This window comes from Enterococcus sp. AZ163 (assembly GCF_050498925.1).
Lineage (GTDB): Bacteria > Bacillota > Bacilli > Lactobacillales > Enterococcaceae > Enterococcus_A > Enterococcus_A ferrettii.
Genome location: NZ_JBIPAO010000001.1, coordinates 1,271,400 through 1,286,258 on the forward strand (window position 1 = coordinate 1,271,400; position 14,859 = coordinate 1,286,258).

Annotated in this window: 6 protein-coding genes; 3 read left to right on the forward strand and 3 right to left on the reverse strand. The window is 35.5% G+C overall.

The window, feature by feature from the left end; all coding sequences use genetic code 11:
- The first annotated feature begins 395 nt into the window (after positions 1-395).
- Together IGI46_RS06170 and IGI46_RS06175 are read left to right on the forward strand one after the other, a co-directional pair.
- Positions 396-3,386, forward strand: a complete 2,991-nt coding sequence (locus IGI46_RS06170) for a collagen binding domain-containing protein (protein WP_429973125.1) — start codon at positions 396-398, stop codon at positions 3,384-3,386.
- Positions 3,387-3,389: 3 nt separating this feature from the next.
- Positions 3,390-9,758 carry a Cna B-type domain-containing protein gene (locus tag IGI46_RS06175; protein ID WP_429973948.1) on the forward strand — a complete coding sequence of 2,123 codons (6,369 nt, stop codon included), beginning with the start codon at positions 3,390-3,392 and terminating at the stop codon, positions 9,756-9,758.
- A gap of 80 nt (positions 9,759-9,838) precedes the next feature.
- On the opposite strand, the gene IGI46_RS06180 is transcribed toward IGI46_RS06175, so the two are convergent.
- The 3 genes from IGI46_RS06180 to IGI46_RS06190 form a co-directional block, all read right to left on the reverse strand.
- Positions 9,839-10,714 carry a LysR family transcriptional regulator gene (locus tag IGI46_RS06180; RefSeq protein WP_429962479.1) on the reverse strand — a complete coding sequence of 292 codons (876 nt, stop codon included), beginning with the start codon at positions 10,712-10,714 and terminating at the stop codon, positions 9,839-9,841.
- A gap of 60 nt (positions 10,715-10,774) precedes the next feature.
- Positions 10,775-11,671, reverse strand: coding sequence for a LysR family transcriptional regulator (locus tag IGI46_RS06185; RefSeq protein WP_429962480.1), 897 nt, complete (start codon positions 11,669-11,671; stop codon positions 10,775-10,777).
- A 1,168-nt stretch (positions 11,672-12,839) separates the two neighbouring features.
- Positions 12,840-13,508 (reverse strand): FMN-dependent NADH-azoreductase, encoded by a 669-nt coding sequence (locus tag IGI46_RS06190; RefSeq protein WP_429962481.1) that lies wholly within the window; start codon positions 13,506-13,508, stop codon positions 12,840-12,842.
- Positions 13,509-13,597: 89 nt separating this feature from the next.
- Here IGI46_RS06190 and IGI46_RS06195 point away from each other — a divergent pair, with 89 nt between their 5' ends.
- Positions 13,598-14,533, forward strand: a complete 936-nt coding sequence (locus tag IGI46_RS06195; protein WP_429962482.1) for a helix-turn-helix transcriptional regulator — start codon at positions 13,598-13,600, stop codon at positions 14,531-14,533.
- Positions 14,534-14,859: the final 326 nt, after the last annotated feature.

Consider the following 14,859-nt stretch of genomic DNA (forward strand, 5'->3'; position numbering starts at 1 on the left):
TGCTTCTGTTGAAAAAAAGAGAATGAATTACAAAAAAGGGAATTTGATGGTTGGATCACTTAATGCTTTGGGACTGTCCAATGGTCCCTAAAAATGATGAGACACAGATAAAATATTTATTGAAAAATTGCTAGTAGAGAGAGAGGAATTTAATCGCAAACCCCAAAAAAATAATGTGAAGGAATGCTATCACCATATCAGTTTTTTTGTCAGTTAGACCGATCTTCTTAGGAAGTTGATCGGTCTATTTTTTGTCCGAAGATTCTGCCAGTAAATAAAGGTATTCATTTGGTTATAACGTGGTGAGGAACTGTGTATAGGAAAAAGAATTGGAATACTTAAAATTGAGAGAGTGAGTGTAAAAACTCAAAATATAATAATCGAAAGGGGATACTATGAAAGCGAAAAATAGAATAGTAATAACAATACTAGCTGTCTTCAATATTTTGTTCAATGGTTTTGGAACAATATTAATGCAGCCAGTGTATGCAGAAGGTATGGGTAGAGAATTGATTACCTTACCTTCCTCAGAACAGCTTCCTAGAGATAGCAGCGGAAACAAGACTATTTTTACAGATGTTTTACTCACATTGAATGGAAAAGTAGTTTCTGAATCAAATCCATTAAGAAAGGGGGATACGTTTCAGGTAGATTATGAATTCTCAATTCCAGATACACTAGGCAAAGAAATGCAGGATGGGGACTATTTTAACTTTAACTTACCACCGGATTTAATACTTGCTGGGGGACAAAGTGGAGAATTAAAAGATCCTGACAACGGACTGGTTTATGGGAGTTACAACTCAGATGCATCAGGCAGGGCAATGATGACTTTTAATTCTGAGGTACAAAAGCATGATAATGTTGAGGGTAGATTAAGGTTTTCAGTAACAATGGATGAACGTAAGATCATCGTACCAGGTAAGAATATTATCCGAATTCCTTGGTCAACGAATACAGAAGGCAATGAAATATTCGTAAATACTCGTATTGATTCATTTATTCAAAAAGAGTATGTGAATACTAGTTATGCTGCAGATGGGACGCCAGTGATTGATTGGAAAGTTCTTATTAATCCCAATAGGAATTTGGTCCATAATCCTAAACTAACAGAAGAAACGACAAATAATGAAGGAAAACGTGTAGCCTCACAATACAACATTACGAAAATGAGCAAAGCTAGTGTAGATTTTGACGGGAGGATTACTGAACTTGAGCCGGTGACAGGAATGATCGCATTCGATGATTCTGGTACTGCTTATTTTCCTGCCAGTATAGAAGATTCTTATGTATTGTACATTACTACACCGATTAGCTTTGAAGGTCAAGGTGCTATCACAAATAAAATTACCCTAAGCGGAAGCAATCGTGCGGATGAGGTTGCCACAGCTGCCGCATCTTTGGAAGAACACATGGATATCACTAAAAAGGCGGGGGATTTTAATGAGGACACTGGCGAAGTCAGCTGGGAAGTCATTTTTAATCCAAAAGGCAGACATATCCCTAGGGATCAAGCTTATTTTAAAGATGTTCCTAGTGATCAGCAGCGTTTCATTCCCAGCAGTTTAAGAGTTTCACCACAGGTTCCTTATGAAATAAAAGAAGAGGATCGTGGTTTTACACTACAATTTAATCAAGATATTGACCAGCCGATTATTGTTACTTACAAGATGAAAGTAGAGAGTCGAGGGGCTGGAGATACAACAATTTTTAATACCATCTATCATGGTAAAAATCAGAAAACGATTGACAAAGTAATCCCAGGAACTGGTGAAGAAATGACCAAGTCAGAGTTCTCAAAAGAGTATCATTGGGATCAAAAAAGCAATGAGTTGGATTGGACAATTGATGTAAATAAAAATAATAGCGATTTTAACACATGGACTGTTAGCGACGAATTGAGCAGCGGTTATATGATAGATCACTCAATTATAGTCAAGGATGTAACTGCGAATAGACAATTGACAGAAAATGTAGACTACTCAATAGAGCTGAATCAAGCAAATGGAAAAATAAAAGGATTCAATATACGTTATCTTTCAGCAGAACAAACCAATCACAGATTTGTAATTACCTATAAATCACATTTTGATGATAATACTGAACAAGAGAACAAGTGTTGGTATCATTATGTACAGAAAGGTCAAGAAAAACAAGATTTTACTTCGAAAAAATTTTACCGGCAAAAGGTTAAAATCAGTGCTCATAAGCATGGTGTTTACCATCCAGAATCGGGAGAAATAGAATGGTTCGTTGGAATTAATAGTGACCATCATCCGATCAATAAGCAAAATATTTTGGAAGATCCAATCCCTGATGATCAAACCTATGTCGAAGGTTCTGTTAAAGTTTTAGAGCAAAAATTCCAAAATACAGAGTATGAACCTACAGATAATGCTCAGGCCAGCTATGATAGAGTCGGGAATAAAACTCAGGCAACGTTTGCTGTAGGCAATACTCATCCATTCCAATTAGTCTTCCGTACAGTGTTGAAGAATAAGGAAGATATCCTAACCAAACAAGTAAAAAATATTGCGTATTATCAAGACGAAAATACACCTCGTACAGCTGTTGAAGGTAGCGTTGAAATAAATAATGATCAAAATGCACTGGTTAAAAAGCAGGGCGAAGTCAGCCCCAAAGATCCTAATATCATTAACTGGAAAGTTTCAATTAATGAAAGTAGGTTTCACCTGAAAAACGTGGTGATTGATGATTATCATTGGGTCAATAATAGGGCCAAACTTGATACACTCAAACTAGTTTATGCTTCAGGAAAAGATAAGGGAAAGGCATTGAAAGCTGGCAGTGATTATACGTTTGAACATACAGAACGCAGCTTTCATATTCAATTGAAAAATGATTTAACAGAAGCACTTGAATTGACCTATGATGCAGAAGTGATTTATTCAAAGAATGATGTTCCAGGACAAACAACTCATGTCAGCAATGGGGTAAGGATTTCAGGGAGTGATTTTGTAATAGTTGACCGCCCCAAAGAAGTTACTGTGCCAGTGATTATTCCAAAAAGTATGGGAATTATTAGAGGTACGACTGAGGAGCTGCAGGTCTATAAAGTGATAAAAGGCACTCAGACACCGCTAAAAGGTGCTATTTTCACCTTGTATCGTGGAGAAAAAAAGGACCCAGATAAAATTGTTGAACGAGTAACCTCCACTGAGGAAGGTGGAATGGCTCTTTTCTCTTATTTGACCAAAGGGAACTATCTATTAGTAGAAGAAAGGGCACCTGAAGGATACGAAATAAGTCCAGAGTTTGCTAAAGGAGTCATTATTGAGGTAACGGCCAGTAAAGATAACAAAGTCATCCAACGACTTGTAGAAAATGAAAAGCAAACGAATAAGCCTACTGAAGTCCGTGGATAAAAGATTTGGAAAGATAATGATAATAAATTAAATACGCGTCCAAGATCAATTACTGTTCGCTTGTATCAAAATGGCAAAGAATATGCGCAGCAAAATGTTATTGCTGATGCAAGTGGTAATTGGAACTATGCTTTCACCAATTTGCCGAAGCTCGATGAAAAAGGTGCTGCCTATAATTATACGGTAAAGGAAGATCCTATTAAGGATTACAAAACAAAAATTGATGGAACCACGATTACTAATACGTATGAAAACAAAGAGACCACCGAAATTAGTGGACAAAAGATTTGGAAGGATAATGATAATAAATTAAACACTCGTCCAGTATCAATCAAGATCCACCTGTATCAAAATGACATAGAGTACGATGCGAAAGAAGTTCAAGCGGATAAAACAGGTAATTGGACCTACAGCTTTACTAACTTGCCCAAATACGATGCTAACGGCGAGGCTTATAACTATACAGTAAAAGAAGATCCAGTTAAGAATTATGAAACAAAGGTTGAAGGCACGAATATCACCAATACGTATGAAAATAAAGAAACTACCGAAATCAGTGGGCAAAAGATTTGGAAAGATAGTAATAATAAATTCAACAAACGTCCAAGGTCAATTACTATTCGCCTATATCAAGGCGGGAAGGAATACGCTCGACAAAACGTTATTGCTGATGCAACAGGTAATTGGACGTATAGCTTCACGAACTTGCCCAAATACGATGCCGAAGGTAAGGCCTATAACTATACGGTGAAAGAAGATCCAGTTAAGGATTACAAAACAAAGGTTGAAGGCAATAACATCACTAACACGTATGAAAATAAAGAGACTACCGAAATTAGTGGACAAAAGATTTGGAAGGATAATGATAATAAACTCAAAACCCGTCCAGTATCAATCAAGATCCACCTTTATCAAAATGGCAAAGAATTTGATGCGAAAGAAGTTCAAGCGGACAGAACAGGTAATTGGACCTACAGTTTCATGAACTTACCAAAATACGATGCCAAAGGTGATGCGTACAATTATACGGTGAAAGAAGATCCAGTTAAGGATTACGAAACGAAGGTTGAAGGCAACAACATCACTAACACGTATGAAAACAAAGAGACTACCGAAATTAGTGGACAAAAGATTTGGAAAGATAATGATAATAAATTCAACACTCGTCCGGTATCAATTAAGATTCATCTTTATCAAAATGACAAAGAGTTTGATGTAAAAAAAGTTCAAGCGGACAAAACAGGTAATTGGACGTATAGCTTCACTAGCTTACCAAAATATGATGCCAAAGGTGATGCTTACAACTATACAGTGAAAGAAGATCCAGTTAAGGATTATGAAACGAAAGTTGAAGGCACGAATATCACCAATACGTATGAAAATAAAGAAACTACCGAAATTAGTGGACAAAAGATTTGGAAAGATAGTAATAATAAATTCAACAAACGTCCAAGATCAATTACTATTCGCCTATATCAAAGCGGGAAAGAATACGCTCGGCAAAACGTTATTGCTGATGCAGCAGGTAATTGGACGTATAGCTTCATTAACTTGCCCAAATACGATGCCGAAGGTAAGGCCTATAACTATACGGTGAAAGAAGATCCAGTTAAGGATTACGAAACGAAGGTTGAAGGCAATAACATCACTAACACGTATGAAAATAAAGAAACCACCGAAATTAGTGGACAAAAGATTTGGAAAGATAATGATAATAAATTCAACACTCGTCCGGTATCAATTAAGATCCATCTTTATCAAAATGACAAAGAGTTTGATGCGAAAGAAGTTCAAGCGGACAAAACAGGTAATTGGACGTATAGCTTCACTAGCTTACCAAAATATGATGCCAAAGGTGATGCTTACAACTACACAGTGAAAGAAGATCCCGTTAAGGATTACGAAACGAAGGTTGAAGGCAACAATATCACTAATACGTATGAGAACAAAGAGACCACCGAAATTAGTGGACAAAAGATTTGGAAAGATAATGATAATAAATTAAACACTCGTCCGGTATCAATTACTATTCACCTTTATCAAAATGACAAAGAATTTGATACAAAAAAAGTTCAAGCAGATAAAACAGGTAATTGGACGTATAGCTTCACTAGCTTACCAAAATACGATGCCAAAGGTGATGCTTACAACTACACAGTGAAAGAAGATCCGGTTAAGGATTACGAAACGAAGGTTGAAGGCAACAACATCACTAACACTTATGAGAACAAAGAGACCACCGAAATTAGTGGACAAAAGATTTGGAAAGATAATGATAATAAATTCAATACTCGTCCGGTATCAATTAATATTCACCTTTATCAAAATGACAAAGAATTTGATACAAAAAAAGTTCAAGCAGATAAAACAGGTAATTGGGCCTACAGTTTCACGAACTTGCCAAAATACGATGACAAGGGCGAAGCATACAACTACACAGTGAAAGAAGATCCCGTGAAGGATTACGAAACAAAGGTTGAAGGCAACAACATCACTAACACGTATGAAAACAAAGAGACTACCGAAATTAGTGGACAAAAGATTTGGAAAGATAATGATAATAAATTCAACACTCGTCCGGTATCAATCAATATTCACCTTTATCAAAATGATAAAGAATTTGCTTCAAAAAAAGTTCAAGCAGATAAAACAGGTAATTGGGCCTACAGTTTCATGAATTTGCCAAAATACGATGCCAAAGGTGATGCTTACAACTACACAGTGAAAGAAGATCCCGTGAAGGATTACGAAACAAAGGTTGAGGGCAACAACATCACTAATACGTATGAAAACAAAGAGACCACCGAAATTAGTGGGAAGAAAATCTGGAAGGACTACGACAACAAATTCAACACTCGTCCAGTATCAATTAAGATCCACCTGTATCAAAATGACAAAGAGTTTGATGCAAAAGAAGTTCAAGCGGACAAAACAGGTAATTGGACGTATAGTTTTACAGACTTGCCAAAATACGATGCCAAAGGTGAGGCCTACAACTATACAGTGAAAGAAGATCCTGTGAAAGATTACCAAACGAAGGTTGAAGGCACAACCATTATTAATACCCATGAAAACAAAGAAACAACGGAAATTAATGGACAAAAGATTTGGAAAGATAATGATAATAAATTCAACACTCGTCCAGAGGCGATTACTGTACGCTTGTTCCAAAATGATAGAGAGTACGATACAAAAGAAGTTCAAGCGGATAAAACAGGTAATTGGGCCTACAGTTTCACAAACTTGCCAAAATATGATGACAAGGGTGAGGCCTACAACTACACAGTAAAAGAAGACCCTGTGAAGGATTACCAAACGAAGGTTGAAGGCAACAATATCACTAATACGTACGAGAACAAAGAGACCACAGAAATTAGTGGGAAGAAAATCTGGAAGGACTATGACAACAAATTCAACACCCGTCCAGCGTCAATCAATATTCACCTTTATCAAAATGATAAAGAATTTGATGCAAAAAAAGTTCAAGCAGATAAAACAGGTAATTGGTCGTATAGTTTCACAAACTTGCCAAAATACGATGCCAAGGGCGAGGCCTACAACTACACAGTAAAAGAAGACCCTGTGAAGGATTACCAAGCGAAGGTTGAAGGCACAACCATTACTAATACGTATGAAAATAAAGAGTTTACAGAAATTAGTGGGAAGAAAATCTGGAAGGACTACGACAACAAATTCAACACCCGTCCAGCGTCAATCAATATTCACCTTTATCAAAATGATAAAGAATTCGATGCAAAGAAAGTTCAAGCGGATAGAATAGGTAATTGGACGTACAGTTTCACAAACTTGCCAAAATATGATGACAAGGGTGAGGCCTACAACTACACAGTAAAAGAAGATCCAGTGAAGGATTATAAAACTAAAGTTGATGGGACTACGATCATTAATACGTATGAAAATAAAGAGACCACCGAAATTAGTGGGAAGAAAATCTGGAAGGATTACGATAATAAGTTCAAAACCCGTCCAAGAACAATCAATATCCACCTTTACCAAAATGACAAAGAATTTGATTCCAAAGAAATTCAAGCGGATAAGTCAGGTAATTGGACGTACAGTTTCACGAACTTGCCAAAATATGATGACAAGGGCGAAGCATACAACTACACAGTGAAAGAAGATCCGGTTAAGAATTACCAAACGAAGGTCGAAGGCAACAATATTACTAATACGTATGAGAACAAAGAGACCACCGAAATTAATGGGAAGAAAATCTGGAAGGATTACGATAATAAATTCAAAACCCGTCCAGTATCAATTAAGATTCACCTGTATCAAAATGACAAAGAGTTTGATGCAAAAGAAGTTCAAGCGGATAAAACAGGTAATTGGACGTACAGTTTCACGAACTTGCCAAAATACGATGACAAGGGTGAAGCATACAACTACACAGTGAAAGAAGATCTAGTTAAGGATTACCAAACGAAGGTTGAAGGTACAACCATTACTAATACGTATGAAAATAATGAAACGACCGAAATTAGTGGACAAAAAATCTGGAAAGATTATAAGAACAAATTTGAGACCCGTACAGAGTCAATCAAGATTCGTTTGTATCAAAATGGTAAAGAGTTTAAGAAGCAAGAAGTAAAAGCTGCTGATAATTGGAGATATCATTTTGTTAATTTACCGAAATATGATGGAAAAGGTGAAGCTTACAGCTACAGCGTTAAGGAAGATCCAGTTAAAAATTATAAAACTAAAGTTGATGGCACAACGATTATTAATACGTACGAAAATAAAGAGACCACCGAAATTAGTGGAAAGAAAATCTGGAAGGACTACGAAAATAAATTTAAAACACGACCAGAGTCAATCACTGTTCGTCTACTCCAAAATGATAAGGAATATGCGACAAAAGAAATTAAAGCAGACGAATCAGGTAACTGGGCCTACAGTTTCACGAATTTGCCAAAATACGATGAACAAGGTGAAGCCTACAACTACAGCGTAAAGGAAGACCCAGTTAAGGAATACGAGTCTGAGGTTAAAGGTACGGCTATCACTAATACGTACAAAAATAAGGAAACAACAGAGATTAGTGGAGAGAAAATCTGGAAGGACTACGAAAATAAATTTAAAACACGACCAGAGTCAATCACTGTTCGTTTACTCCAAAATGATAAGGAATATGCGGCAAAAGAAATTAAAGCAGATGAATCAGGTAACTGGGCCTACAGTTTCATCAATTTGCCAAAATACGATGAACAAGGTGAAGCCTACAACTACAGCGTGAAGGAAGACCCAGTTAAAGAATACAAGTCTGAGGTTAAAGGTACGGCTATCACTAATACGTACAAAAATAAGGAAACAACAGAGATTAGTGGAGAGAAAACCTGGAAAGACTACAATAATAAGTTCAAGACACGACCAGAGTCAATCACTGTTCGTTTACTCCAAAATGATAAGGAATATGCGGCAAAAGAAATTAAAGCAGATGAATCAGGTAATTGGGCCTACAGTTTCATCAATTTGCCAAAATACGATGAACAAGGTGAAGCCTACAACTACAGCGTGAAGGAAGACCCGGTTAAAGAATACGAGTCTGAGGTTAAAGGTACGGCTATCACTAATACGTACAAAAATAAGGAAACAACAGAGATTAGTGGAGAGAAAATCTGGAAAGACTACAATAATAAGTTCAAGACACGCCCAGAGTCAATTACTGTTCGTTTACTCCAAAATGATAAGGAATATGCGACAAAAGAAATTAAAGCAGATGAGTCAGGTAATTGGACCTACAGTTTCACCGATTTACCAAAATATGATGAACAAGGTAACGCGTACAATTACACAGTGAAAGAAGACTTAGTTAAAGGATATGAGACGACAATTGAAGACACAACAATCATCAATACGTATACCGATAAAGAAGTCACCGAAATTAGTGGCCAGAAATTCTGGAAAGATAATGAGGATAAATTCAAGACTCGTCCAAAATCAATTACCGTTCGCTTGTATCAAAATAACAAGGAGAAGGTAGTTAAAGAAGTTAAGCCGGATGAATCCGGAGAGTGGAAATATAATTTTACAAATTTACCAAAATTTGATAAAGATGGTAAAGCATATGACTATACCTTGACAGAAGATCCAGTTAAGGGATATGAAACTAAGATTGAAGGAACAAACATTACGAACACGTATGACTTTGATGAACCAACTACAAAAACAGAGAAGCCAAACAGAGAAACGAATACGCCAATCATGACAACATCAGGGAGAACTGCCGTAACGCAACTTCCTCGGACCGGTAGTTTGTATGAAAGTGTTCTAGTTTTACTTGGCCTGCTCATTCTCCTTTGTGTAGTTTCAATCTGGTATATTAATGATAAAAGGAATAGGAGAGGATAAACTATAGTAAGCCGGAAAATAAAATAATCAATTAAAAAGCACTGGCCTAGTCAAGTAAAAACTTGACCAGGCCAGCGCTTTTATTTAGGTAAAAAATAGTTCAACACTCTTTTTATATTATTACGCAAATACTTATTTTTTAAATAATAGATCGAAATCTTTCTGGTGGGTAATGTGTGCCATCTTTTAAAGGTTAGTGAACGATCCTCAAACTTTGAAATTAAATAATCTGGGACAATGGCAAAACCTTCTGTTTGTTCTATCATAGCTAGTATTAATTCTATTGAGTTTAGATGAATCGCATTAATTATACTTGTTTCGTCAATATTTTGTGCAATCCAATTTGATAAATTAGTCTGTTCAATCGAATCTGAAGATAAACTAATATAAGGGTACTGTCTGAGCGCCTCTAAAGAGAATTCTTTTTGATTAAGTGGATGAGTGGTGCTATAAATAAAAACATAATTTTCTTCAGTAATAGGAAGTTCAGTAATAGACTTAGGTGCATCTAAATCAGAAATAGAAATTCCAATGTCTGCGGTCAAATTTTCAATGGCGTCAAAAATATTTGCTGTCGCAACTCCCCTAATATTTTGATGCGGATCAGATAAAAGTAGCTGGCATATAGCCGTTTTCATTCGGTATTCTAAATCATCCAAGTTTATTGCAACTTTTAATGGTAATTTGGTTGTAGGATCATTGATATCTAATAGCTCCTCTTTCATGGAAGCCAATTCTCTATGGACTGCCAGTACATGCTTTTTTAATATTTTTCCAGCATCTGTCAGTTCACAGGAGTTCAAATTTCTGTCAAAAAGCTTTATTGATAGTTCACTTTCAAGGTTTTTTATTTGTTTGCTAAGTGCAGCCTGTGAGATACCCAAACACTCAGCGGCAGCTGTAAATTGTTTGTGTTTACTGAGACATAGAAAATAATTAATATGAGTTAACTCCATTTTCAAACTCCTTTTTTCATACTGTTGACAGCAAATCTTCTAAGTAAGGGTGTGCCCTTTTTAAAAAATTAATTCGAATTTTTTGATCAGATAAGCATAGCATTCAGAATCTTTATTTTTTTGTGCGGTCAAGAGAACTACTTCTCGACAGGGAGCATTCTCGATTTCCAAAACTTCAATGTTTTTAAACTCCTCTGTAAACTCTTTTATGGAAAAAGGGAGAATGGCTAGGGCTTCATTTTCCGTGGAAGAAGAATCAATTAAAGTAAGCATCAAGTAGATAGCTGAAAAATCCCAGGTTGATAGTTCCTTCTGTTCTTTGGTTATACTGCTTTCCCATCGGTCCAATAATTTACGTTCACAAAATTGAGGGGCATATTTTACCATGGGGTAGTGAAAGATCATCTCAGGTTGAACTACAGTATATGCAGTAAGAGGATGAGATTTATTTACAAATAGACTATATTCTTCAGTAACGAGGGGGGTCACGAGAATGTCTTCGGAATGTTTTTCAAAGGACAATCCGAGGGCAATGTCAATCACTCCATTTTGTATTGCTTGATCAATATTTGAATAATAATCAAATGACAGTTTAACGGTAGGGTATCTTTTTTGAAAATTTGAAAGTATGACAGATAGACGCATCGGTGCATCAAGTATATTTGTCCCAATAGCAAGTGCACTAAGATTGTTAAGTTGAGCTAAGTCATTAATTTCTTCAAGGGCTAAATTAATCTCGTTAATGATATTCTCTGTTCTGCGTTTAACAATTTCTCCAGAAGGTGTTAAGGAATTCGAGGTATGCTTACGATTGATAAGCTTAGTACCTAATTCATTTTCAAGTAGGCGTATTTTACTGCTCAGGTACGGTTGAGAAACGCCCAATTTTTCAGAAGCTTCAGTGAAACTTTTATTATCTGATAATCCTAAAAAGAGTTCCAAGTACCTTAATTTCATTTTACTTTCTCCGATCTTGATTTTTCCTAGTAAAAATTCGCAAATTTCAAGTGCAGATTAATCACACTCTGAAATTCACTAGTTGATTATTTTTAAGTCTATTAGTCAGTTCTTCTAATAGATATGCGCGTGATAGCATGTAATCTAACAATGAAAAAAAGATTTATTGTTTCACTTGATAGATTGTTCAAGCTAATAAGTACCTATTCTGGTTTCATGGTGAAAGCTTGTATACTTTTTGTCAGCAACTGGGCTAGCAACGACTATCGATTGTTTAACCGAAATAACCGCATTCATGAGTTTTGTTGTTTTGAGATTGCTGTTTAAACGGACAGATAATCAATCAATACTTTCTGTATTATTATTTACTAAGTTCCATCAAGCAGCTTAGTAATTTGACGATTGGATAAAGAAATATGCAATCTTACTCAAACTTTGATTTTGTTTCATTCAGGCGCATAATTTTTAGCCTGTGTTGTCGTGAGTTCAAACTTCAATAAAAGATAAATTTTGGCAAAGGACTTTTATCAATCTAGGTGAATTGGTTCATTATGGAATTCACACTATCTAAACCTAACAAATGATTATTTTATTTTCAAGTAGTCTTATTTTTTAGAGCTGTAAAGCCTTTAGTTTTTTAATAGAAATATTATATAGACCCTTGCTGCTAAAGCGATATCTGTATTCAGTTATGGATATATTCCTAAAAAGTAATACACCCTCTTAATATTACAAGTGTTATAATAAGTTATGGGATTCCTGTTAACTATGATCGTTTCGTTGAGTATATGAAATGATTATTAAATTCCTCTAAATACAAATAGTTGATGAGGAAATTTTAATGCTAATAGAGAAATGAATGGCGACCAACTGTGCTCATAAGTTGTCTGAAGATAGAGAGTAATGGAATAAAAAGAGGATTTAATATTAAGGAAAAAACTAATGAAATATAGTTAGCACAGCATGAATCCTATAATTAGATATGCCTTTGGTGTGGAATTAAATGAGAATATTGATGAAGGTTTCAGTAATCCTGAACACACAAAATGGTCAGGGAGCCAAATTGGGAATCGTAACGTTCAACAACTAATTTTGGGTAAAAAAAGAGATCTCAGGAATGATTCCTGGGATTCTCTTATTCGATAAATTATTATTCTAGTGAAATTTCCTATTTATCATCATAAAGTGTTAAAAAAGCCTTTTCTACTTCAATAAAAGCTTTTGAAAGAATTGTTTCCTCATCTACTGGCAGGATAGAGGTACCTTCCGCTCGAACAATAGCAAAGGTTGAAAATCCCATTAATTCAGTAAACATCATTTTAAGATAGTGAGGAGCAAAATCAACATTTCCATAAAAATCTCCTTGTGTATAAATTGAACCACTCGCAAAAAGCAAGAGAGCTTTATAATCATCAACTAGCAGAGGGACAGACATCTTGCCGTTTTCCAGAGGGTCAGCAATGTACCTAAATGTTTCACTAGCAATCATCACGTTGTCTAGATAGTCCTTCATACGAGAGGTCACATTAAAATTATGCAGCGGTGTAACAATCACAAGGCGATGGTGCTCCTTAAACTGCTCTAATAATTTTGCTGATTGTGCCGCAATTTTAAGTTCAGACTCCGACAATTTTTCGTTTGACGCTTGTTTGTTCCATACGCTTAATAATTCTCCATGTTCAATTCGCGGAATATCGGATTCATAGAGAGTTAAAATCGTTAACTCTTCAATTGGGAATCTTTTTTCAAAAAGTTGTACAAACTTTTTTTGTAGTTGGTTTGAAAAATGACTAGAATTAGTATAATCTGGATGAGCATTAATTAGTAAGGTCTTCATTGATAGGCTTCCTTTCCTGCTTTGTACAATAAGTTTAGCATTATAAGGTGTCAAATTGTGGCACCATTAAATCCTCTGGAGGGCTCAGCTTGAAAAAATCAGAACGACTAAATCAAGAATTAATTTTTCTAAAAGATAAGCAACAGTTTAAGATTAAGGACTTAATGATGGAATTTCAGATTTCAAGAAGAACAGCTCTTAGAGATGTTGAAGATCTAGAAAAATTAGGTCTTCCTTTTTATACAGAATTGGGAAGATACGGGGGCTATCAAATTATTAATCAGGCCTTCCTCTCCCCAGTATTCTTTAGTAATGAAGAGATCCAAGCAATTTTTTTTGCACTGAATGCCCAGAGCTTACTTTCCAGTACACCTTTTGAAAAATCCTATGTGCACATTCGTCAAAAATTACTTGCGACGCTTCCAAAGAGTCAACAAGCAAAAGTCAATAAATTACTTGAGGTTGTAAAATTTTACGGAATTGCTCCGGTTAAATATGTGGATTCTCTTGCAGTTATTATGCAATCGATTTTAGAAGAAAAGAGAATACAGTTGCTTTATAAACAGTATTATACTAGAGAAGTTTTGCTGCAAATTGCAGAGCTTTTCTATCGAGAAGGGATTTGGTTTTGCAGTGCACTTGATGTGACAAATAAACAGTGGGGAACTTACCGGTGCGATTATATGGAAGAAATCAAGATTATCGAAAATGCTGAACAAACACACACCCTTCAGGAGTTGCGAGCGTTCCAAGAGTATTATGAAAAAAACTTTCATGATATTTCTTTTCGTTGCCGATTAAGTCCTTTTGGAAAAGAATTGTTTCTAAAACATCATTATCCAAATATGTTGTTGGAGGAGCACGAAGGTGTTTCCTATTTAACAGGAGGATACAACCAAGAAGAACTTGACTATATGGTTCATTATTTGATTTCCTATGGGAAGCATTTAGTTATTGAATACCCAAAACAGCTTCAAGAGAGCTATATACAATCGCTTGAGGCAATGATCTCAAAAAATCATTAAAAGGATAGCTGCTTACTGCACTAGCTATTTACCCAAATTTACCGAGAGAGACTTATTTTTAGTATAAGAAATGTAGTACCGATCACCTAGGATAAAGGATATTTCCTTTAGCTGAGGATAGAGGATCACACAATAAAGCTGGACAATCTCATTTTATCAGAAATGATAAACAGGATTCGTTCAGTTTTTTCTTTTTACTCGCTAGAAGGATTTTGTTTTTTTTAATTTGGACAATATGACACTAGCAAATTCGTTATACTAATAGTAATAAGTAATGAAAGCAAGTTAAAAAAGAGCGCGCTTAAACATTTAGCAATATTAGCAGC

What these genes read in the sequence shown, in the direction of transcription:
- IGI46_RS06190 (WP_429962481.1), bottom strand. Translation starts at nt 13,508, where the DNA reads ATGAAGACCTTACTAATTAATGCTCATCCAGATTATACTAATTCTAGT.
- IGI46_RS06185 (WP_429962480.1), bottom strand. Translation starts at nt 11,671, where the DNA reads ATGAAATTAAGGTACTTGGAACTCTTTTTAGGATTATCAGATAATAAA.
- IGI46_RS06180 (WP_429962479.1), bottom strand. Translation starts at nt 10,714, where the DNA reads ATGGAGTTAACTCATATTAATTATTTTCTATGTCTCAGTAAACACAAA.
- IGI46_RS06170 (WP_429973125.1), top strand. Translation starts at nt 396, where the DNA reads ATGAAAGCGAAAAATAGAATAGTAATAACAATACTAGCTGTCTTCAAT.